Genomic DNA, 23,037 nt, shown 5'->3' with positions numbered 1-23,037 from the left:
GGGAGAGGCATTCAAGCGGGAAATCTGTGGCTCTAATCCTAAATTCCAGCATAAAGGTTTAGGCTCTAGAATCTCAAAACTTTTATTATCAGTCTTAGACCCTTTACAGTAGCGACGATTTAAATCCAGATAAAGTTGGCATCGCTTTTTGTTGCAGAACGCAGAATAAGGACAGGACTCAAGGGTAGTGGTTGTGAGAAGACAGTTACAAGAATTTCAAGTACGAGCAGCTAATAGGTTGCGCTCTGGGCAAGGGCGTAAACTGGTGATCAGAGTTGTCCCGAATGCCAAAGGATCTGCCACGAGTGTTAAGGATGACGATTCTCCAGAAATTGAATCTAATGTTGAGGTTATCCAAACCTCTATGGCATCGCCTAAAAAACGTTGCGGCTTATCGGGTTTGTGGTTGTTTTGGTTAACTCTCTTGTTAGGTTTGGGAGGGACGGTAGCAGGGGCGTTCTTTTGGCTGGCAACGATACCGCCGCAGGCTAACTGCAAAAATATCTCGCCTATAGCTCCGGAAACGGATCGGCTGTTTTGCGCTCAGCAGGCGGCCGAGACTGGTAAGTTAGATCAATTGCTCGAAGCAATAACGTTTGTTCAAAGTTTACCGCCGGATCACTCGCTCTACTCTCAAGCGCGGGGGATGATGGAGGAGTGGTCGAAATCAATTTTAGGGTTTGCTCAGGCAAAATTTGACGAGGGAGATTTAGCCGGAGCGATCGCTATTGCCCGCAAGATTCCTTCCTCAAGTCCTTTTCATCCCCAGGTGAAAGAGAGGATGCAACAATGGCAATTAGAATGGCGACGGGGCGAGGAAATTAGTAAAAATTTCCATGTTGCTTTAAAAGAGCAAAAATGGTTTGAGGCTTCCCAACTAATACAAAATCTATCTGCGTTAAATAGCCCTTACTGGGATGACAAACTAATCGAGCGACACGTCGATCGGATGTCGTTAGAAAAAAACGCTTGGCAGCAGTTGGAAGAGGCGCGAAAATTCGCCGATAGAAAGACGAGTGAGAATCTGGCACAAGCGATCGCTTTGGCGGGAAAAGTAGACTCGAAAAGCTACGTCAAACCCAAGGCGCAAGCTGATAGAAATCTCTGGAGTCAGGAATTGCTGAAAATTGCAGCCGAACGCTTTCAGGAAGAAAATTATGACGGTGCGTTGACTGCTGCCAAGCTGGTTCCCTCTGATGCTTCAGTTTATACAGAAGCTCAAGATTGGATTAAACTCGGTCGCTCTTATGTTATTGCCCAACAAGATAATATTTTCAGCTTTTTAGAAGCGAAAGCGGGTGTGCGCGAGATTTCGCCAAAAAGCCCCCTTTATCAGAATGCAAAAGATACAGCCAAAACTTGGGCTAATAATTTGCAAGATCGCGTCCATATGCACTATGCCGAAACCATAGCCAATTTCGATCAACCGTTGGCGTTCCAACTGGCAATTAACCAAGCTTCTGCGATCGCGCCTGAGCGTCCCGGACGCTTACAAGCCCAAACTTTAATTGCTCATTGGCGCAAGCAAATTCAACAGATTGAAGACAGAACGGCTTTATTAACCGCTAGACAACTGGCGACACCAGGAACACTGGAAAGTTTAAAGGCTGCTGTTACCGAGGCGAGTAAAATTAAACAGGGTCAGCCTTTGCGGATAGAAGCACAAACCTACATCGCTCAATGGACTAAAAAAGTCCAAACGATGGAAGATCAGCCAATCTTGAATTTGGCAAAGGGTTTGGCGACTCAGGGAAATCTCAAAGCTGCTGTTGAAGCTGCTCAAAAAATTAGCCCCGGACGGGCTTTATATCCAGAAGCACAGGCGGCGCTGACTGAATGGGTGACACAAATTCAAACTACTGAAGATATGCCCATTCTCGACGCGGCGGTTGCTCTGGCGGCTGAGGGACGGTTGACTGGTGCGATTAATAAGGCTTCTGAGATTCGTTCTGGTAGGGCGCTTTATCGGGAAGCTCAAGGCGCGATCGCTCGCTGGGATGCGGAACGAAATGCGATTTGGGAGGCAAGACGAAGGGCTGCTGAGGCTGCGGCTTCACCAACAGAAGACTTTTCTGAGAGTGATTCCCAATCCCAGGATAATAACTGAAAATATCCATCTTTGCCCTGAAGATGGATATTTTCTACATCTTAACCCTGCTGCAATCTCTTGATCATAGCGTCCCAAGTCCCACGTCCCATCACGCCATCAGGAGTTATGTTTACTGACTCCTGAAAGACTTTGACGGCGGCTTGCGTCTCTGGCCCATAAATGCCATCAATCGGGCCATTATAGAGTCCCTGTTGTGTCAGTACACTTTGAACTTCAATAACTGTTGCTCCTCGGCTACCATAGCTCAGCAGTGGAGCTGTCTTAGGAATATAACCTGTGATCGGACTAGATGCGGTGGGTGTAGCCCTTTCAAGAGGCGCAGTTGGCCCCTCATTTCGCCCAGTTGGATCTAGTGGATTTTGAGCATAAGGAGTTGAATCGAAATTCAACTCCTTTGGTCTTTGATTATTACTACGATTAATATCAGTTGGAGCCTCATTCATCATCCCTGGATTTATCTCCGGGTAACGTGTCTGAGCATTTGCACGTCCACCGTTAAATAATAGCGGTGATAGAGAAATGGCAGAAAAAATACCCAGTGCCATGAGACTTGATTTGACAATTTTGATTGCCATAATCTGAATATCTCCTTGAGAGAATACAACGGAATAAATTCGGTTTCGGCTTTCTATATGTATTTCAGATTACGAAAAATATCGCATCTAAACGTGGCTCTCAAGTTATAAATTACACTGAGAACAAATATAACCATAGATATACGTTAGGAGAAGGGATTTACGTTTTATGCTTTTTTTATGTGCTACCGCTCTTAGCTCAAACCAAGACTCCATCAAGGTTCTCAGCTTTGAACAACATTTATTCACTAGATGATGTTGTTGTAGAAAAAGCACGATTGAATATTATTTCAATAATTTAGGTATAAACAACAATTTTTTTAATGAATGGAGATAAATTTCCCTTAAATATAGGAATCATGTTTAAATTAGGAAAATTCTAGGACAGAAACCTAGTTTCGGGTATTCCCGGTAAATTTATACTGATTTGCCTCGATCCGCTTAGCACTTTAGCCGATTCTCCCTGTAAATGAGTAATCTGTTATAGCAGGGGATTGCGGCGTGAATAAGGAGGTTTTTGATGAGCGATCGCCAACTGGATGCCCAACGAGCGGCTCGCCCGTTTAAACTGATCTTGATTGATAATGACCCAATCTTCCGGCTTGGTCTACGGATGGCGCTGGAGCCGTTTCCCGCCCTGCAAGTCGTCGCCCAAGCAGATTCTGGCGCAGCCGCCTTGGAGAGGCTGTTAAGTAGCACTGGGACAGAAAACACCCCGGACTTGGTAGTGTTAGAACTAGGTTTAGGTTCCTCTGGGTCGGATCGGTCGCCTGGGTTGCAGCTGTGTGGGGAATTAAAGGCGCAGTATCCCAACTTGCCAGTGTTTCTCCTGACTTGGGTTCAGGAACCAGCCCAGCTTGCAGCCGCAAAAGCTACAGGTGCGGATGGCTATTGCCTCAAAGGAACCGACATCTCGGTAATAGCACAAGTTTTGTGTCAGGTAGCCTCTGGCGAAGCATATTGGTCAGAACTTGTACAGACGCAAAATATCCCTTCTGTAAGGGGTTCAGGTGTCACACAGAAAAATCGTTCATTATTGTTGCTGCAAATGCGGCAGTCTGGACTAGGGCAAATTGAGGAAGCGATCGCTCAAGTAGCAGCCGAAATCCAAAATCCTAATCTTTCCAATCTAGACTGGTTGATTTTAACAGGAAGGCTGCGAGAACTCCGAGCATCGCGTTGGCTAGTGAATCAGCTATTGCCAGTGGTAGGAAGTCCAGAGGCGACCAGGAAGACCAAGGAGAATCTATTTTTCACCACCACCCCAGCCCGTAGCACAGATGTCCCGCCTGTGAATCCCCAGCCCTCAGCACTCAGTCCTCAGCCTTCAGCACTCAGCTCTACTTTGAACAAGATCCAGTATGGCGTGCAAAACTTGACTGGCGCTCCGTTGGAAATTGATATCCTGCGAGATGAGAAAAAACGGGAATTGCTTTATCTGATTTTGGATAAATTGCAGGATGTCTTAGATGAATTGCGCCTTTCTCAGGTGCCGCCGGAAGCGATCGCGCAAAAGCGTTCTCTTATTTTACGAGATTTGTGGCAGCAGTCTACTACTGATTTCTTTGGCAAATACTACACGCTGCCAATTGGCAATTTAGAAGTAGACATTGTTAATACTTTACTGCGAGACGTACTAATTGTTCAATCATCTATTTTGGATAAAATTCCTTTTATAGGGGAGATGATTACGCATTTACTGTTTCAGACTCCACTTACAATCGAGAATGCTGTTTATCCCTATGGAACACCAGAAGCAAGGCAACATATAGAATTTATCTTAGAGAATTTAGTAATTCAAGTTGCAAATAGCGTAGTGCAACCACTTCTAAATTATTTTGCCGATGTGGAAGCGATTAAACAAGGTTTTTATACCCGTCGCTTGATTTCATCGCGGGAAATTGCCCGGTTTCGTAATGAGTTGAGTTGGAAGTATCGTCGAGAAATTAATATTGAGGAGCCAAAGGCAATTTTTGAAAGCCGATATATTTTATTGACTTTGAATGGTATCGGTATCAAAAAAGTCTCTATTTATGCGCCTCGCGCATTTGAGTTAGAACAACTAACAGGCTTGCAACTAGCGGTTACGCTGCTGCTAGAAACCCGGGATGCGATCGCGCCTCGTATCCGAGCAACCGTTGCTTTTTTAGGCAGCGGCGTTGTCTATATTTTAACACAAGTAATTGGGCGAGCCATTGGTTTAGTAGGTCGCGGTGTTATCCAAGGGATCGGCACTACTTTGCAGGAAACCCGCTTTGGAAAAAATAGTCAAAAACAAAAGTAGGAATAGCTTAGTCAATGTAAAGTTAAATGCCAAAAGCAGGTAATTCCTCCTTTTGGTGTGCTTCACGGAAAAATGGGCGCTGTAAACTGTAACGATGTTAAATAATAAGTTGCGGGAGATGCCATTATTTCCCTTTTTTAAAAAATCCGCCCTGTTACTGGTAATTTTGATAACAGCAGGTTACGTAGGTAATTATTTCAGCCTACCACTCTTTTTTGGAGTAGATTTTCTATTTGGTAGCATTGCTGTTTTGATTGTGGTGCGTCTCTTCGGAACCCTGTGGGGTACCATAGCCGCTATCATTGCTGGATCTTACACAATTTTATTTTGGAATCATCCTTATGCAGCAATTATTGCTACTGGCGAAGCTTTATTTGTAGGCTTGCTGTTGCGGCGCAAGAACCAGAATATGGTTCTACTGGATGGGATTTATTGGGTGTTGATTGGAATGCCTTTAGTATGGATATTCTATGGCACCATTATGGATATGCCTGCCATACCAACCAGTTTAATTATGTTAAAGCAGGCTGTAAACGGCATTTTTAATGCTTTAGTCTCCAGCCTAATTATTACCTGCTTGCCAATTCATAAATGGGTAAAAAGCCGTAAAGTAAAACAGGCTCTTTCCCTGAGGCAGATTTTATTGAATTTATTGGTAGCGTTTGTTTTTTTTCCAACAATTCTGCTGATGGTTTTGGAAAACCAGCGTGTACTTGACAACAGAACCCATATAATTCAAGCTGAACTAACAGCAACTTCTCAACAGGTAGCTGCTGAACTGATATTTTGGCACGAGGAAAATTTGAATGCACTTAGCGCTTTAGCAAAGTTCGCTGCTAAGTCGGATATGGCACCTTCAGACCGATTGCAGGAAAATACAGAAATTCTACAGCAAACATCCCCAAATTTTAACAACATATATTTGGTTAATGAGGCAGGTAGCATCATTGCTGCTTCCCCAACCACAAATAAAGAGAAAACTTTAAAGATTGGCGTAAACCTCAGCGATAATTACATCTTTAACGCCATAAAAACAGCTTTGCAACCTGTAATGAGCGAAGTTTATGCTAATAGTGACTTGTTGATTCCTCAGATTGATTTAGGCGTACCCGTGCTTGGAGAAAATCGATTTCGTGGGATTGCCTTTGCTTCCCTGGATTTGCCAGACATCAGCCAATTACTCAAAAACAATATTATTGCTCAGGATATGCAAGTAACTCTAGTTGATACTAAAGGTTTTATTATTGCCAGCACTCAGTCGGAACGAGTGGTAATGGAACGCTTCGACCGCAGGAGAGGTGGAGAGATAAAGGAAATTAATGGCGCTATATATCAGTGGCTGCCACCTAAAGGAAACTCACCTCCTATAATGCAGCGGAGAAACTCTTTTTACGTCGAAGAGATTCCCATTGGCGGCAATATTCCGTGGACTTTGGTGGTAGAAATACCCGCCGCAAAACAAGTAAATTACCTAGAGAGCATTTATATTATTGCTCTAGCGCTCATGATATTAATTGCGATGGTGGCGCTGATCCTGGCGATTTTTCTAAGTCGCGGATTAGTTAGCCCATTGTTGCAATTGGCAGGGGTGACTACTGACTTGCCAAATCGACTCTGGGAACGAGAAGCAATTAATTGGCCCAACAGCCAAGTGGCGGAGATAAGTTCTCTAGTTCACAACTTCAAGTTGATGGCGATCGCGCTCCAAGAAAAATTTCAAGAAATCAAACAAGCTAACGAAACTCTAGAACAACGGGTTCAAAAACGTACCCGGCAACTGTTAGAAACTAATGGAAAACTGGAAAATGAAATCGTAGAGCGCCAGCAAGCACAGGAGGAGCTTTATCGTCGCCAGCAGGAATTCAAAGCACTGCTGGAAAATGCGCCGGATGCGATTATGCGTCTAGATAGAGAAATGCGTTATGTTTACGTGAATCCAGCAGTGGAGCGGATAAGTGGAATGCCATCAAACGCATTCATTGGCAAGTCTCCCCCGGAACTAGGCTCACCAGAAGAGTTGTCGCAATTGTGGGAAAAAACGCTACGAAAAGTCTTTGAAACAGGTGAAGAACAAGCAATTGAATTCGAGACTGAGACGGTAAACGGACTCTGCACTTTTCAATCGCGTGTGGTGCCAGAGTTAAATAAGGAAGGCGCGATCGCATCCGCTTTAGTCGTAAGTCGCGATATTACAGACCGCAAGCAGGCGGAAGAAAAAATCCGCACTATGAACGCCGAACTGGAACAGCGAGTCATCGAACGCACGGCGCAACTGGAAGCTGCTAACCAAATCAAGGATGATTTGCTCTTTCGCGAACAAGCTGCACGCGCCGACGCAGAGGCGGCGAACCGCATGAAGGATGATTTCCTGGCGACGGTTTCCCATGAACTCCGCACGCCGCTTAACTCAATGCTGGGCTGGGCTAAATTGCTCCGTTCTCGCAAGTTTGACGAAGTAACCACGGCTAAGGCTTTGGAGACTATCGAACGCAATGCTAAATCTCAGGCGCAACTGATTGACGATATTCTGGATGTCTCGCGAATTATTCGGGGTAAGTTTAGCCTGAATATTCGCCCGATGGAACTGACACCGCTGATTAATCTGGCGCTTGATACCGTGCGCCCCGCTGCTGAGTCCAAATCGGTTCGGCTTGAGAGTGTACTCGATCCCTCGGTGGGTGCAGTGTTGGGCGATAGCGATCGCTTACAGCAAATCATCTGGAATCTACTCTCTAATGCGATTAAGTTCACCCCTGAAGGCGGGAAGGTGGAGATTCGGTTGTCAGTTGTCAGGGAAGAGTTGTCAGGTTCTAACAGCGTTCCAACGCCAACGAACAACTATGCTCAAATTACAATTAGCGACACGGGGAAAGGTATTAGCCCTGACTTTTTACCCTACGTTTTTGAGCGGTTCCGCCAAGCCGATAGTTCAATTACAAGATCGCACGGCGGACTAGGTTTAGGTCTTGCTATTGTCCGCCACTTGGTGGAGTTGCACGGTGGAACCGTTCGCGCCAGCAGCCCCGGCGAAGGCAAAGGATCGACTTTCACGGTGATAGTGCCACTCATTGATAAGGGATTAGGGACGCAGAAAGACTCACGCCCTACCCCAATCACCAATCACCAATCCTCAATCTCCCTCAAAGGTTTGCGGGTGCTGCTTGTGGATGACGAGGCGGACACTCGCGAGGTTATTAAGGTAGCGCTAGAGGAGTGGGGAGCCGAAGTGACGGCAGTGGAATCAGCAATCGTAGCCTTCCAGACACTGGAAGATTGGCAGCCAGATGTCTTGGTGAGCGACATTGGGATGCCGGAAGAGGATGGTTATGCTCTAATTCGTAAAATCAGGATGCGCGACTCCCAGGCTGGGGGAGAAATTCCCGCTGTGGCCCTGACGGCTTACGCCAGCGATCGCGATCGCGCTTTTGCTATGGCAGCTGGCTTTCAGAGGCATATCCCCAAGCCTGTTGAGCCATCTAAGTTGGCGGATGCGATCGCGCAACTTGCCAGACGAACTTCATAGGTAAAATGCAAAACAACTAATTGCTAATTGTTTCTTCTTACCATTAGCAATTAGCCTTCTTCTGTCTTCCCATTCGCCTAATTATTACTCAACCAATTACGCAAATCATCGACAGTTGAAAAATCCAGTAAAGCCTCTGCCAAATTTTCTAATTGTGCCACTGGTAACTGAGAAATCTGTTGTTGAAATTCCGGGTCAAGTGTACCAAACCGACGATTGAGCAGACGCAGGACAAGTTCCTGTTTTCCCCGCTCAATTCCTTGCTCGATTCCTTGCTCGATTCCTTGCTCGATTCCTTGCTCGATTCCTTGCTCCATCCAACTTGTGACAATTTCCATAACTTCCTCCCGTTCGACTGGTTCAATCCTAACAATCTCGGCTTGAAACTGCCTTTCTTCCTCTGCATTCAGCCGCAGATAGGTGTCCACAAACCCAGAAATCAACTGCATCCTTGCGGGATCTAAACGCAGCGTTACCAGCAAACGCAGGCATTCTAACTTGACTCTAATTCTATCTTTCCGGGCAATTCGCATCTTAGACATTAATGCAGCGGCTACTGGGTTAGGTTGCTGCAAAAAATCTCGCCAGTTGAGTCGATTTAGCTGGATGACAGCGTGGTTAAAATCTAACACTACTTTGTCAGGAAACTCGACTCGATGAAAATTTCGCTGCTCCTCCAGAGGGTAATCGAAAGAAAATATTACGACTGGGTACACAGGTAAGCGATGTTTTTCATACAAACGAGCGAAGTAAAAAAACATCCGTTCGCTAAAATCTGTTTGTGATTGAGATTGGTTCTCGACATGAATTAGAAAACATGACTCTTTACCCCTAAATTGGCATTTTGCCACTAAATCGACTTCGCGGCGATCGCCTGATGTCACATCTGTAAATATTTCCTGCGGCAAAAAGGTTATTGGTTCTCTTTCTAAGTATGCAGAGACTTCGGGGAAGAATAATTCGATAAATTCCCAGAAAAAGGTAGAAATTAATTCTTTGAATAAGCGATCGTGGTCTATCATGAAATCAAGCTAATGGCTAATCGTAGTAACAAACCATTATTTAAAAATCATTGTAGTTGAGGCACCTCAACCAAGATAACATAAGTATTTGTTGGGTTTCGCTATTGCACAGTCCCAACCTACTCTTACTAATTGCTAATGGTAAGAAAACCCCATTAACCATTAGCAATTATTTATTTCTTGATCGCAGTTAATTTTTTAAACATGGCTTCTCGTGCCTGCGTTGCTAAAGTATCATCTAGCGGTTCCAAAGACACTGGGGTTTGATACTTTTCTAATAATGCTGTCTGAATCAACCAATCAGCGACGAAGGGATTTTTAGGTAAAAGCGGGCCGTGAGAGTAGGTAGCGATCGCATTCCGATAAAACGCCCCTTCCGTCCCATCTTCCCCATTGTTACCGTAACCGCTAACCACACGTCCCAACGGTTCCACCTTCCCCAGATAAGTTCTACCGCCGTGATTTTCAAACCCAATTATTACTGGCGCAGCGCCCAGCATCTTTTGCAAATCCTGCGCCAACCGTGTCGCCGTCACCTCAAAAACTACATTACCGATACAGCGACGCGCGTCTGGGCCTGGATGCTTGCTTTCCATATCCAACAAACCCAATCCCTCAATCCGCTGACCTAACGCTGGTTCATAGTAGTGTCCCAACAACTGCGGCGACCCACAAGTAAACACCCCTGGTGTCCCAGCTTCAATCTTCTCGCGGATAGCCTCCGCCTTCGCCCCCCGCAAATCCCGCATCACGATTTCTTGCTGTCGGTCTTGTGCGCCGCCACCAACCAACACATCCACCTTGTGAAATTCTTCTGGCGGCGTATCCTGCGCCAAAGACAACACATTCACCTGAATTCCCCGCCATTCGGCGCGCTGGCGCAAGCATATCACATTGCCCCGATCGCCATAGGTACTCATCAACGACGGATAAAGCCAACCAATAGTTAATTCCATCTACTCCCTCTGTTCCCTCTCTTCCTCTGCGTCCTCTGCGCCACTGCGGTTTTTAAAATCACAAAATCTGCCGCCCAGTCAAAATCCCGCGCACTTCCAACATCGCCGAATAAGTAGGTAAAATGTGCAAAGTTTCCCCTGTCGGAGTGTGTTCTAAAGCTGTAGCGATCGCATCCTGCAAATCTTCCTTTACAATCAACTTGCAGACATTTCCCTCAGCTTGACTATAGCGGATACGCAGCGCCATATCATAGACGCGATCGCCGCTCACCACCACAGTTCCCCCCTTCTCCACCAACTTTTCCGTATCCACATCCCAAATCCACGATACATCTGTACCGTCGGGCGTGCGATCGTTCAACACCATCAGTGTTGTAGAGAAACCACCATTACTTCTTTGCTGATTAACGGCGCGAATAGTTTCATTCAACGCCACGGGATTTTTTGATAACAAAATCCGCACCTTTTTTCCCGCAACTTCTAATTCCTCAGACCGCCCAAAAGCCGCGTGGAAGTTTTTAATTGTATCGAGAAGAGTATCTGTATCGACCCCAATTTCTTGAGCTGCTAATACAGCCGCCAGCGTATTATATTTGTTGTAAATGCCGATTAATATTTGAGGCCATTTTCGGCTGTCAATTGCCAGCTTGCTTTTCTCAAAGCCACAACTGGGACAGTGAAAATCGCCTTGATGAGATAAGTAGACGCCCTGATAATCGAGAGAATGACCGCACCGAGGACAATAAATAGAATCTACCGCGTGAGGAATTTCGTCAAGATAGGCTTCTGGTTCGCTTAGCCCAAAAGATAAAACCCGTTGCGGCAACTGCTGACCCAAATAAGATAACGTCGGGTCATCACCGTTTAAGATTACCACAGTTTCTTTTGGAAGCTGCGCGATCGCATCTTTCCAACGTTGGCTTATCGTATCAACTTCACCGTACCTATCCAGCTGATCCCGAAACAGATTTAAACATAAAATAAATTTCGGTTGAATAGAAGGCAGAACCTTGGGCAGAATATTTTCATCTACCTCCAAAATCGCATAATCAGCGCTCAACTGACCGATTAAGTTCGTGTTTGCCAACAGTGCTGTCATTAATCCATTTACCAGATTAGCACCAGCAGCATTGTGGGCAATTCGCCATCCCTGACGTTCCAGCATCGTCCGCAACAGCAGCGATGTCGTCGTCTTCCCATTCGTCCCCGCAATGAAAATAACCCCGTGTTTCACCTGACGAGACAGCAGCTGCAACAGATTCGGATGCAGGCGACGGGCAATTTCCCCAGGTAATACACTAGCAGCCCCCAGCCGCAGCGATCGCACCAGCGCCGTTACCGTCTTCGCCACCGCCACCGCCACGCCTAGCCGAAATCTATCGAAAAATGATATCCTCACACCACACTCCTACCAAGACGCGATTTATCAAGTTTCTACAAGCGTCTTTACTGCTTATCTACTGAGCTGTTGTTGGCTCGTCAGCATTTTACCTTAACAAGAGCCTACATCCACTTATTTTCCAGAACAAGCTTCTGTGTTTGGATTCCGTAGTAGGAAGATTTCTTCGGTAAAGTCTGGCTAAAAATCGCTCTTCGTCGCTTTTAAATTTAAGTGTTTTTCACCCATTTTTAGGAAAATTTCTTGTTTAAACCCCTAGACTTATCTTGGTTTTTTCTGATATAATTTATCTTGATAAGGAAGAACCACGCTGCAATATTATTTATATAAATATTTTCATTATTGAACTAAGAGGCCGAAGCGAGAAGGCGTATAGTAACAAGTGATACATTTTACTTTTTTTTAACGCCTGACGATTAAAGCCTGTGGGCTTATATATGCGCGATCGCTTATTTTTTGCCCAGAATTGCACAAATCAAAGTCTCTCGTTCTCGACCTCTCAATTGAAGGTTTTTGACGGGTCGGGCGTAATAGCGATCGCGCACATATCCATAGGTTTCGCCAGTAACTAACAGACGATACGGATTGCCTTCTTTGACATCCTTATTCATCGCCTCTAGTCGCGCAGCAATATTAACAGTATCTCCCAGCACTGAGTAATTTAAACGTCGAGAACCGCCCACACTACCAGCGATAATTAGACCAGTGTGAATGCCAATGCCAAATTCAATTTTTGGCTTGTTTTGAGCCAGCAGGTGTTCATTAAGCTGTTGCAGCCGTTCGTGCATGGCTAAACTAGCAGCGATCGCATTCAAAGCATCTTGCTGAATTTCTTCCGGCTTCGTGTGAGGAAACGGAATACCAAACACTGCCATAATTGCATCCCCAATATATTTATCTATAACGCCGCCGTTGTTCATAATGCAATCGCTCATTGCATCCAAATACTCGTTTAGCCAAATTAGTAACTCGCGGGGTGTTAGTTTCTCCGAAATGGTAGTAAAACCCCGAATATCCATAAATAAAACCGTCGCTACCATTTCTTGAGCTTTTAACTCACCTTTATGAAAAATTTCAGTTTTCCGCCGCCAAATTAAACTAGCAGTCTCCGGAGCCATGTATTTTTCAAACAGACTCATTAGCTGTTGCTTTTCCTGCTGTTCTCGCAATTGTAAAATCACCCCTGATAGCACCATTGTCCCAATTGGTGCGGCGATGGAAATCCAGACATTAGCGAAGGTGAATAATAATAGTGCAGTTGCATACCAAACTATCAGCAATAAAAACGCGATCGCAATTCTTCCTTTTGACCCTTGGGTGGAAAATAACCAACTGGAAACAGGGCCAACCAACAGCAACAACAGCACCATTCCCCAGATGGGTACAGTAGAAAGCAGCCTGTTATTAAGCAAATTATCGATTACAGCTGCATGAATATATACCCCAGCAGTCGGAGGATTTTGATTTAAAGGTGTCAGCAGGGGATCGGAAGCTGTAGCTGTGATACCAACTAAAACCAACTTACCAGCGAAAGCGTTTTTAGGAAATTTCCCAGCCACAACATCCACAAACGAATAAGTTGGTAAAGATTGGGTTTTTCCAAGCCAATTAAGTAAGACAGGCTGAAATTCAACAGAGCGATCGCTTACGGGTATTTGGTTACTGTTATTATAAACTTGCAGCATTGCCACCCCTAGCGATGGAATTTCACGCACAAATAGCGTCGCCTGACGGCTGATACCATCTGTATCAGGTTTGTGTAAAATATGCCCTTGTGCAGCAGCAGCTTCTACTAAATTTGGTACGATTGGTAAAGGTTTACCTTTGTCATCCCAAACCCTCGCCAAAACTACATTTCCCTTAGCAAACATAGCGTCAGCAAATTGGCTATCTTCGGGACTTTCTTCAGCAAATAGAATATCAAAACCAATCACATCTGGTGGAGATGCTGATAACGCTTGCAATAGCTGTGCATAGCGATCGCGTTTCCAGGGAAATCGCCCATACTCCTGCAAACTGGTTTCATCAATTGCAATTACCACCACCCGTTCGTCCCATTTTGGCGATAGCAAAATTCCCCTATCGCGAATTTGAAACAGCGTATTGTACCCCAGATTTTCTAGCGGTTTCCATCCCTCCAGTTGCCACATCGTCACGGAAATTACACCAGCAATAACTCCCGGCAATAAAGAATTTAACACCGAAATTTTAATAGTCATTAGTTATTAATCATTAGCCAGTTGCTAAGTGCTAATTCTTCAAAAACCATTAGCCAAGGACTACTGACTATTGACTCCTGATTCCCGAAGTTTTGCACTTAAGTTATAATATTTTTCGTCTCCCAACGGGCTACGAACCACTAGCCGCAAATCAGAATTGGCTGGCGCAGGAAGTATTGCATCAATTTTACCCTTTTGATTTATCTCTAGGGAACGGTTATTAAGGAATGCCAAATTTAGCGGATCGACTATACAAATCAACCGGATTTTGTTGTTGCCGATTGCTGACAAACTTTCCAATTTGTATTTTAATTTATCCTTCGTCAACCGAGGTGAGGTTGGCGGGGAACCAGGAAAAATAACAGAAGAGTAACCACCATTTATCATCACAGTTTGCCCTTTAGCTGTGGTGGCTACGGCGCCTTCAAGCGTAGAAATTCCTGTTTTCCCTTTGGGATCAACCGCAACGCCAAACACGGTGCCGCGAACGCCAGCAACACCAGATGGAGAGCTAATTTCCAAGCGCGAATTAGGGTTTTTTAAGGTTCGTGCTTGTATCCTTGCCTGCCCTTTAGGCACCCCCAGGACAGTCACCCTACCGCCCTTGGCAGCTAGAGAAAGATTTTTAACTTGTAAAATGGAATTTTCTGAAACATTGATAGTAGCGATCGCAGTGTCTACAGCTAAAACAGCGCTGGAGTTTGCTCCCGTAGCGATTTGCTGCCCAGATGTTGTCAAGCGATCGCCTACTTTTGCCTGTCTTCCTTGGTAAGTTACTGTCCCGCGAATCTGCCTCACTTCCACAAAGCGGCTCGAAGGCAATTGAAGATCCTTAGCCAGCAAGGGTAAGGCTACTAATAAAATACCCGTTAATACCAATGCTAACAGTCGGAAAGTTCTAGCTGGGTGCAATTTCATAGGGCAGAAGATTATTAAATCGAAAATAATTTGGCTATGTAGCTATATTATTTATCGCTTTTTAGTGGGGAATTTATGCAAAAATATTATTGTTTAGACTAGATATTATATCCCCAATAAGTTCCGCTTTAGATTTAGATGCGGAGATCATGCGTTTAAATAGCACAAGCATTTAATCAAAATATCTTTTTACCCTGAATGCAGTAAATTATAATAGCCTGTTTTCGTTTCCGCAGTTGAATGGTACGGACGGCGCGACCATGATAGTTTCCACAGCAACCTTGATATGAATATTCGTCTTTTACTTTTTCGATTCGGTATTCTGGCAGCTTATCGCCGTTCGTGGCGGCATCTTTTTGACCGCTACTTGTTGAGGCTAATTGCTTGTTTGGGTTTGCTGCTGCTGCTGGGAACTCCCTCAGCCTTAGCAGGCATCAACGACGATTACTTTGACGGCAATATCTTCGCTCTCTACGCTGGCAATGGCTCACTGGTGCCGCCGAAAGCGACTTTGGCAGACTCTTTCGCCCGGAAAAAACCTGCGCTGCTGGTGTTCTTTGTAGACGATAGCAGCGATTGCAAGCAGTACGCGATCGTCGTCAACCGCTTACAAGCTTTTTATGGTCGGGCGGCAAATATTATGCCCATCAACGTAGATGCTATTCCAGAAAAATCCACCTTTACAGCTACCGAACCCGGCTATTACTATGAAGGTGTCGTCCCTCAGACAGTCTTGCTCAACCAGAAAGGCGAGGTTGTGCTGAACGAGAAGGGCAAGGTCGAGTATGAGAAGGTAGATGATGTCTTGCGGGAGGTGTTTGACTTGTTGCCTCGTTCCGAATCAGCAGAACTGAAGCGGCGAACATTCAATGAGTTTAATACCGAATTAACCAAATAATTTTATTTTGGGCCGCTTGCATTAGTGTCAACTTCGGCTCTGGCGAATAGAATTCGCAGCTATACAAACTCTAGTCCGCCTGCGCGGAGTATCGGAATATCACGGGTTTTGAACTCCGCCTGCGCGGGTTTAGCAAAGCCGCAGATGCTCCGCCTCCGGTCTGTGTAGCTGCGGTTTTAACCGCCCAGCTGACGTTAATTTGATACTGACTTGTTGACCTATTTCAAGGCAAGCGACGCTAAACTATCTGTAACCGCGACCAGATGGTGTTCTGATGCCAAAAGTCTACACCACCGAGGAGCTAATCAAAATCTTGGCTACTGAGCGCCGCGCCTGTCTCAATGGGCAGCGCCTTAATTTAGCTGCCAAGACTTCTGGAGTTAACCCATTGATTGACAAGTTTCTCAAGCCGGAGGGCATCCAAAAATTCACAGCCTATCAAGACTTTAAAGCCGCAGTTCATCGCTACCAGAGGGAACACAACGTTTCCGGCATTGTCTGGCGACAGCTAACACTCAAGGACAAAACTCTACGAATTCCAGAAGTAGATGCTCAGCTAATTGCTCTTCCGAGTGATATAGAGACGCTGAAAGCTGCTAAAAATTCAATAATGTTATTTTGGCATGAAGCAACAGCCGAGATGGACTTGTACCTGAGCGTTAATAACGGTAAAGACCACCGGATGATTATGGCACCAGATGTAGACAGAATTTCTTGTGGCACCGAATGGGCAAGCCTTTGGAAGTGGGAGAAGTCAGATTTTTTAGAAATTGTCTTGCAACTCGGTTGGGGAAAGCCAGAGGAAGCTGCTTATAAACGGGGGTGGCCCCATTCAGGAAGCGAGTATATTCATGCAGTGAATCCTGGGAATAGTCCTATTTGTTAAGGGTGGTGGCAATACCGTTCGCTAAAGAATAATTTTTCAACCTGTTTCTACACATATATCAACATTTGTGGAGCGATCGCATAAGTCAGAAATATGTTCCCAAATATTTTTTACTCAATTCTCTGGGTGATTATATAGCGATCGCGCGCCCAATCCTGCTCTAAACTATAAGCTTATAGGGTGCTTTGACCGAATGCGATCGCATTTCTACTCTTTTCCATAGTGCTATTGTCCGTCAGTCTCAACAAATTTCAAAAGCCAGCTCTTGTTAATCCATCTTCTCTAGACCTGCCAGTCCGATGCTACTGCATACAGCTTTAAGCTCATCCTTTACTTGATTAACAGTTTTAATTGCTCCAACTTTCACTAGCCTTGTTAGGATACAATTGTCGGCTGAGTAAGAACTGCCAGATGCTGCCTCTTGATAAGCGAGGAAATAGTCCACACTCCAAGGACTCGCTTCTGGGGGCGGCTAATACACCTGCCTCGATAACAACCTTATTACCACCCTCCTACACGAGCCTCTTATGGAAACTAGAGAATACACAGAAGATATAGATTTTAAAAAATACTGGCTTATCCTCAAACGGCGTTGGCTACCCGCCACCACCGTTTTTGTATTTACAGTTACACTAGCTACCGCATTTGCGTTCTTAAAAAAGCCCACCTATGAAGCAGAAGGTAGGCTTTTGTTTAAGAAGCAAAATACGACTTCTGCCTTAGTCACAGAGGCAGGAGCAAAAATCGGGCAGTTGGAACCGCTAAACGTTCTGAATACCCCTCTCGATACTGAAGCAGAGATAGTCCGTTCTGAACCTCTAATACAAGAGACGATAAATTCCCTAAAGCTGAAAGACAAAAAGGGAGACCCCCTAAAAACTATCGATTTCCTAAAACAGCTTACGGTAAAAGGTATCAAAGGGACTGATGTTTTGCAGATATCCTTTAAAAGCAAAGATCCCCAAGAAGCTGCAAAGATAGTCAACAAAGTTATGAGTCTTTATCGCGAGAAGAACATACTTAATAACCGCGCTCAAGCAGCTGCGGCTCGCGAATTTATTACTAAGCAGCTACCCAAAACTGAAGCTAATGTTCGTAAAGCAGAAGCAGATTTGCGTAATTTCAAAGAACAGAATAACATTGTAGCTTTAGAAGAAGAAGGAAGCTCAGCTGTAAAAGCGATCGCAGAGCTAGACAGCAAAAAAGCTCAAACTCAGGCTGAACTTGAAGATGCAAGTGCTAGAGTTGCCGCCTTCCAAAATAAGATAGGTCTGAATTCACAGCGGGCTATGACACTAAACTCGCTCAGTCAATCTCCCGCAGTTCAGCAAGTGTTGATAGAACTCCAAAAAATTGAAGGCGAGTTGACAGTCGAGCGCACCCGTCTTCAGGATGAAAACCCCAGAATAATTAATCTGGAAAGTAAACAAGCAGCATTAAAAGCTTTACTACAGGAACGGGTAGGTCAGGTTGTTGGCAGTAACCAACAAGTATCCGGGGAAAATTTACAAATTGGTGAACTTGAACAAAAACTAACCGCAGAATTAGTCAATGCAGAGGTGCAACGCTTAGGCTTGGCTAATCAAGTCAGTTTTCTATCTCGCGCTCAGTCGGCCTACAGGCAAAGGGCTAACATTTTACCCAGATTGCAACAGGGTCAGCGGGATTTACAACGACAAGTAGAAGCCGCGCAATCAACCTATCAAATTCTCTTGAAAAATCTTCAAGAGGTACAAATTGCAGAAAATCAAAATGTAGGTAACGCTAGTTTAATTGCCGCCGCTACAGTTCCAGAAAAGCCCGTAGGTACTCGCAAGATAATAATCCTAGCTGCCGGAATTGTGGCAGGCAGTCTACTTTATGTAATCACTGCTTTCCTTGTAGACCTGAAAGATCCAACCATCAAAACCGCCAAAGAGGTGCGGGAGTTATTTAAGTATACCGTCCTGGGAATGGTTCCTTCTTTGAAGAAAAAAGTAACTTTTCGCAGTAAGAAGCTAGAAAGAATTGTTCCGCAGCTTCCCGTTAGAGATAATCCACATTCGGTTATCAGTGAAGCTTACCGAATGCTTCAGGCAAACTTGAAGTTTCTCAGTCCAGATCAAGAGCTGAAAGTCATTGCGGTGACAAGTTCTGTTTCTAAGGAAGGCAAGTCTACGGTTTGTGCCAACTTGGCTATGGCTATGGCTCAACTGGGAAGACGAGTTTTATTAATAGATGCGGATCTGCACCATCCCATGCAGCATCATATCTGGGACTTGACTAATGCAATTGGTCTGAGCGATGTCATCGTTAATCAAGCTGAGTTTGGAATGGCTGTGCGAGAAGTGATGGATAACCTCGATGTGCTTCCTTCTGGGGTGATTCCTCCTAATCCATTAGCTCTTGTTGACTCAAAGCGGATGGCTGCATTAATTGACAATTCTTCTAAAAACTACGATTTTATAATCCTTGATACGCCTCCAATCGTTCTGGTGGCGGATGCTCTAGCAGTGGGCAAAATGACTGATGGTATTTTATTGGTAGTCCGGCCAGGCGTGGTTGATACTGTCAGTGCTGCTGCTTGTAAGCAATTTTTGGTGCAATCAGGTCAGAAGATTTTAGGTTTGGTAGTCAATGGTGTGATTGTAGAGAACGAACCTGATAGTTATTTCCACCATGCCAAGGCATACTACAAGGAAGATGCCAGTACGCCAAAAATGCTGACAGCTAAGGCTCCCAAAAATAGCGATCGCTTTTAAATCGGCATTCGTCGATACTTCTAGATCGAACCATAAGCGTACCGTTGTAGAAACGTTCTATACGCTTATGGCAAATCATCTTATCCTAACCGTATTAGGCTAGGGGCAGTGGAAACCTTTTTTACAGGAGAGGGGCGGCTCCCCTTTCCTGGCGGCGAAGGCAGCTAACTTATACAGTTGCTTAAATGCCCTTACGTACATAGCCTCTCCTGATAGGGAAAGTAAGCAAATTCGCTTTTGCAGGCTGCTACTGCGGATAAACAAAAACACAATTATTTTTTCATCTTCCTGATGAAAAAATAATTGTGTTTTTGTATTGGGTATGTCAAATTACATTTTTAAATACAGACTTCATTAGCAGTTTATATCCGTTGCCTCGGAAAATTCATTGTAAAGTAAGAAAGTCAAACTTATACAAAAATATACTTTTTAAGTGGTTGTACGCATTAATAAAGTCAGCCAACAACTGTCTTAAGGAGTATTTTATAATTTCCTACTTTTGATAGTAGTAACGGGTTCAATTTTAAGATAGAAGCAGGCTGCCTATGAGCCTAGGAATGGCTAGGCTAGGGTTTTTCGGCTTGGGGACGAAATTATTGCCTAGTGCTATATCAAGTAGATATTTTGGATAAAAAAAATATTAAAACTCATTATTATGAAGTTGCCATGAAGTCAAGTATGGGATTTGAGAATTCTCTGTGAACTCTGGCAAATTCAATTTACTTGAGTAGTGTTTTACAGTAATCTACGTAATAACGCTGAAGAGAATTCCAGAATTTTCAAGTAAGCTAAGCGATAATGCTGAAGAAAATCTACTCACCGGCTGCTAAATTAATCTTTGTTGCTACGAAAAAACTACCAACACACCTAGCTATATATAGGTTTTATAGTTATGCGTAAACCTGTTTTGACTATCTTCTACCAATTCAATCCTAGTGGCATTAGCATCGGGGGTATTCAAACAGTCATACGCACCTTTGTCAAATACGCTCCTAGCGAGTTTGAAATCCGACTGGTAGGAACGGAAAACGATCCATCCCAACCCATAGGAGTATGGCGAGACGCCCAAGTGGCAGGCAGAGAAATCCGCTTTATGCCCTTGTTTTTTATAGAAAACGATAACTTTAAAAAATTAGTACCAACCTCTATTAAATATACGGCTGCCCTTTTGGGTCGTAACTTGAGTTCAGACTTCATGCACTTTCACAGGCTGGAACCGACCCTAGCAACTCTTAAATGGACTGGTGAGAAAACTCTTTTTATTCACAATGATATTCAAAAGCAGGTAAATTCTACAGACAAGAAAAATGCTATTTTATGGCAACGTTTTCCAGCAGCGTATTTTGCGATCGAACACTATCTTATAAGTCAGTTTTCCCAAATCTTGTCGTGCAACACCGATTCAGTGCAACATTACCAGCAGCGTTACCCAGACATAGCAGAGCGCGTTTCCTACGTCAAAAACACAGTAGATAACGAAATTTGCTACCCATTAACCGAGGATGAACGCGAACAAGCTAGGCGAAGCTTAGCACAGCAAATGGGTTTAGCCCAGGATACGCGCTTTATTCTATTTGCTGGTCGCCTTCACGCCCAAAAAGATCCCGTACTGCTAATCCGCTCCATTGCCGCCCTGAACAATGCAAATGTTCACCTGCTCATAGCGGGCGATGGAGACTTAAAAGATGAGCTAAATTCTGAAATTTCCCGCTTTGGATTGTCCAAACAGGTAACGTTGCTGGGACCATTAGCCCAGACAGAACTTGCACAGTTGCAGCGCATATGCAGTGTTTTTGTACTAACTAGCGTCTATGAGGGTCTTCCTATGGTTGCTCTCGAAGCACTTGCCAGCGGTACGCCAGTGGTGACAACCAAATGCGGCGAAACTCCCAACCTGCTGACTCCTGACAGTGGAGTGGTATGCGAGGAGCGAACGCCAGCCGCAGTTGCAGATGCGTTGCGTAAGGTACTGCACAATAGCGGAGATTATCCAATTGAGGCGTGCGTTAAAGCTGCCAAACCTTTCAGTGCCAGGACTGTTGTGGGTGATATCTACAGCGATATGCTAAGCCGCTGGGAACAGGGGAATTTGTCTACTAGCCAGATTAATCATAAAAGCTTTACCGGGGTTTCACAATGAAAATTGCCGTAATTGGAGCGAAAGGGTTGCCTGCCAAACAAGGTGGCATCGAGCATCACTGTGAAGAAATTTACTCGCGGGTAGTTGAACAGGGTCACGAAGTAGATTTGTTTGCTCGTTCCTCATACACCGGAAATGTTTCACTGAGTCACTATAACGTTCATGGTGTGAAGGTTGTTTCTATACCCAGCTTGAATGTCAAGGGAATGGATGCTCTGTTGAGTTCGGCGCTGGGAGCGATCGCTTCTAATGCAAAGCGTTATGATATCGTTCACTTCCACGCTTTAGGGCCATCCCTCTTTACCTGGCTACCAAAATTTGCCTCTTCAGCAAAAGTCGTTGTCACCTGTCATGGCTTAGATTGGCAACGTGCCAAATGGAACAAAGCTTCTAGCGACCTCATCCGTCGTGGGGAACGCGCTGCTGTCCGCTTCTCTGATGAGATGATAGTCGTTTCAGAGGAACTGCGCTCATACTTTAAGCAAACTTACGGTAAAGAGACAATTTATATTCCTAACGCACCCTCAAATATGGGTGATTCAGACCCTACTTTTACTTATGGAACTTCGCTAGGTCTGGAACAGGGACGCTATATTCTATTTTTAGGTAGACTGGTGCCGGAAAAGTGTCCCGACTTACTCATCAAAGCCTTTCAAAACCTTCAGCAAGAAGGATGGAAACTCGTCATGGTCGGCGGTACCAGCGATACCAATGAGTTCACCTCAGAGATAACCGACATGGCGGCGAATAACAAAAACATAATATTCACAGGTGAACTTAGAGGGCCTCGTCTAGCAGAAATCCTTCGGGGCGCGGGATTGTTTGTACTTCCTTCTGAGTTGGAGGGATTACCTCTATCGATGTTGGAAGCAATGCAGGAAGGTGTCCCCGTACTCGGTAGTGATATTCCCGTGCATCAGCAATTGATCGGCAAAGAACGGGGGATGCTTTTCCAGGTGAAAAATGTAGACTCCTGCCTCCGCAGCTTGGAATGGGCAATCAATCACCAGCAGGAACTGGCGGTAATGGCTAAAAACGCCCAGAATTATGTACAAACAAACTATACCTGGAACCAGATTACTGCCGAAACGTTGAAGTTGTACAACACACTCACCGCCCCTGTTCCAAAACCAAAACCAAACCCATTTCCAGTTTCAGACCGTCCTGTCAAGGCTTAAGAGTGCTGTTGCATCTCTAAATTGTCAATATAACTTAATATTTCCCGTCAGGGGATAGGGGCGTACAGTTATTTGTACGCCCCTACTATTTTTTGTCTTTGAATTTTTTTTACCGACAATAGCCAGTGACACTCACTGCACCAATGTTATAAGCGCGACACCCATACTTACACTCAATTACGGCTGTA

14 protein-coding genes are annotated in these 23,037 nt (G+C 44.7%); 8 read left to right on the top strand and 6 right to left on the bottom strand.

The window, feature by feature from the left end; genetic code table 11:
- Positions 1–193 precede the first annotated feature (193 nt).
- Positions 194–2,107, top strand: coding sequence for a hypothetical protein (locus tag NDI42_RS15730; protein WP_190456598.1), 1,914 nt, complete (start codon positions 194–196; stop codon positions 2,105–2,107).
- Positions 2,108–2,148: 41 nt separating this feature from the next.
- Here NDI42_RS15730 and NDI42_RS15725 read toward each other — a convergent pair whose 3' ends face one another.
- Complete coding sequence (locus NDI42_RS15725; protein WP_190456596.1) at positions 2,149–2,685, bottom strand: peptidoglycan-binding domain-containing protein; 537 nt, start codon at positions 2,683–2,685, stop codon at positions 2,149–2,151.
- 520 nt (positions 2,686–3,205) lie between these two features.
- Between NDI42_RS15725 and NDI42_RS15720 the strand changes: the two genes are divergently transcribed.
- Both NDI42_RS15720 and NDI42_RS15715 read left to right on the top strand, forming a co-directional pair.
- Positions 3,206–4,969: a DUF3685 domain-containing protein gene (locus NDI42_RS15720; RefSeq protein ID WP_190456595.1), complete on the top strand. Its 1,764-nt coding sequence runs from the start codon at positions 3,206–3,208 to the stop codon at positions 4,967–4,969.
- 94 nt (positions 4,970–5,063) lie between these two features.
- The gene (locus tag NDI42_RS15715; protein WP_190456593.1) at positions 5,064–8,492 is read left to right on the top strand and encodes an ATP-binding protein; all 3,429 of its coding nucleotides are present in this window, start codon (positions 5,064–5,066) and stop codon (positions 8,490–8,492) included.
- Positions 8,493–8,569: 77 nt separating this feature from the next.
- Here the strand turns inward: NDI42_RS15715 and NDI42_RS15710 are convergent, their stop codons facing one another.
- The 5 genes from NDI42_RS15710 to NDI42_RS15690 all read right to left on the bottom strand — a co-directional run bounded on the left by NDI42_RS15710 (position 8,570) and on the right by NDI42_RS15690 (position 15,006).
- Complete coding sequence (locus tag NDI42_RS15710) at positions 8,570–9,514, bottom strand: DUF4351 domain-containing protein (RefSeq protein ID WP_190456575.1); 945 nt, start codon at positions 9,512–9,514, stop codon at positions 8,570–8,572.
- 173 nt (positions 9,515–9,687) lie between these two features.
- Positions 9,688–10,470: a type 1 glutamine amidotransferase gene (locus tag NDI42_RS15705; protein ID WP_190456573.1), complete on the bottom strand. Its 783-nt coding sequence runs from the start codon at positions 10,468–10,470 to the stop codon at positions 9,688–9,690.
- A gap of 58 nt (positions 10,471–10,528) precedes the next feature.
- The gene (locus NDI42_RS15700) at positions 10,529–11,869 is read right to left on the bottom strand and encodes a MurT ligase domain-containing protein (protein WP_313931220.1); all 1,341 of its coding nucleotides are present in this window, start codon (positions 11,867–11,869) and stop codon (positions 10,529–10,531) included.
- Between the two features lie 449 nt (positions 11,870–12,318).
- Positions 12,319–14,088 carry a CHASE2 domain-containing protein gene (locus tag NDI42_RS15695; protein ID WP_190456572.1) on the bottom strand — a complete coding sequence of 590 codons (1,770 nt, stop codon included), beginning with the start codon at positions 14,086–14,088 and terminating at the stop codon, positions 12,319–12,321.
- 60 nt (positions 14,089–14,148) lie between these two features.
- Positions 14,149–15,006, bottom strand: a complete 858-nt coding sequence (locus tag NDI42_RS15690; protein ID WP_190456568.1) for a FecR family protein — start codon at positions 15,004–15,006, stop codon at positions 14,149–14,151.
- A gap of 286 nt (positions 15,007–15,292) precedes the next feature.
- Between NDI42_RS15690 and NDI42_RS15685 the strand changes: the two genes are divergently transcribed.
- The 5 genes from NDI42_RS15685 to NDI42_RS15665 all read left to right on the top strand — a co-directional run bounded on the left by NDI42_RS15685 (position 15,293) and on the right by NDI42_RS15665 (position 22,849).
- Complete coding sequence (locus NDI42_RS15685; protein WP_190456567.1) at positions 15,293–15,904, top strand: thylakoid membrane photosystem I accumulation factor; 612 nt, start codon at positions 15,293–15,295, stop codon at positions 15,902–15,904.
- 274 nt (positions 15,905–16,178) lie between these two features.
- Entirely contained in the window at positions 16,179–16,790 is a 612-nt protein-coding gene (locus NDI42_RS15680; protein WP_190456565.1) for a hypothetical protein, read from the top strand.
- Positions 16,791–17,317: 527 nt separating this feature from the next.
- Complete coding sequence (locus tag NDI42_RS15675; RefSeq protein WP_190456563.1) at positions 17,318–19,531, top strand: GumC family protein; 2,214 nt, start codon at positions 17,318–17,320, stop codon at positions 19,529–19,531.
- Between the two features lie 892 nt (positions 19,532–20,423).
- Positions 20,424–21,671, top strand: coding sequence for a glycosyltransferase family 4 protein (locus NDI42_RS15670; RefSeq protein WP_190456561.1), 1,248 nt, complete (start codon positions 20,424–20,426; stop codon positions 21,669–21,671).
- A complete protein-coding gene (locus NDI42_RS15665) occupies positions 21,668–22,849 on the top strand; it encodes a glycosyltransferase family 4 protein (RefSeq protein ID WP_190456558.1) in 1,182 nt (393 codons plus the stop codon). Before NDI42_RS15670 ends, NDI42_RS15665 begins: the two co-directional genes overlap by 4 nt.
- Positions 22,850–23,037: the final 188 nt, after the last annotated feature.

Origin of the sequence: Funiculus sociatus GB2-C1 (genome assembly GCF_039962115.1) — a bacterium.
Taxonomy (GTDB): Bacteria; Cyanobacteriota; Cyanobacteriia; order Cyanobacteriales; family FACHB-T130; genus Funiculus; species Funiculus sociatus.
Note: the sequence above shows the minus strand (reverse complement) of the source record. Positions and strands in the feature narration are given on the sequence as shown.

What these genes read in the sequence shown, in the direction of transcription:
- NDI42_RS15725 (WP_190456596.1), bottom strand. Translation starts at nt 2,685, where the DNA reads ATGGCAATCAAAATTGTCAAATCAAGTCTCATGGCACTGGGTATTTTT.
- NDI42_RS15720 (WP_190456595.1), top strand. Translation starts at nt 3,206, where the DNA reads ATGAGCGATCGCCAACTGGATGCCCAACGAGCGGCTCGCCCGTTTAAA.
- NDI42_RS15715 (WP_190456593.1), top strand. Translation starts at nt 5,064, where the DNA reads ATGTTAAATAATAAGTTGCGGGAGATGCCATTATTTCCCTTTTTTAAA.
- NDI42_RS15710 (WP_190456575.1), bottom strand. Translation starts at nt 9,514, where the DNA reads ATGATAGACCACGATCGCTTATTCAAAGAATTAATTTCTACCTTTTTC.
- NDI42_RS15705 (WP_190456573.1), bottom strand. Translation starts at nt 10,470, where the DNA reads ATGGAATTAACTATTGGTTGGCTTTATCCGTCGTTGATGAGTACCTAT.
- NDI42_RS15695 (WP_190456572.1), bottom strand. Translation starts at nt 14,088, where the DNA reads ATGACTATTAAAATTTCGGTGTTAAATTCTTTATTGCCGGGAGTTATT.
- NDI42_RS15690 (WP_190456568.1), bottom strand. Translation starts at nt 15,006, where the DNA reads ATGAAATTGCACCCAGCTAGAACTTTCCGACTGTTAGCATTGGTATTA.
- NDI42_RS15685 (WP_190456567.1), top strand. Translation starts at nt 15,293, where the DNA reads ATGAATATTCGTCTTTTACTTTTTCGATTCGGTATTCTGGCAGCTTAT.
- NDI42_RS15680 (WP_190456565.1), top strand. Translation starts at nt 16,179, where the DNA reads ATGCCAAAAGTCTACACCACCGAGGAGCTAATCAAAATCTTGGCTACT.
- NDI42_RS15675 (WP_190456563.1), top strand. Translation starts at nt 17,318, where the DNA reads ATGGAAACTAGAGAATACACAGAAGATATAGATTTTAAAAAATACTGG.
- NDI42_RS15670 (WP_190456561.1), top strand. Translation starts at nt 20,424, where the DNA reads ATGCGTAAACCTGTTTTGACTATCTTCTACCAATTCAATCCTAGTGGC.
- NDI42_RS15665 (WP_190456558.1), top strand. Translation starts at nt 21,668, where the DNA reads ATGAAAATTGCCGTAATTGGAGCGAAAGGGTTGCCTGCCAAACAAGGT.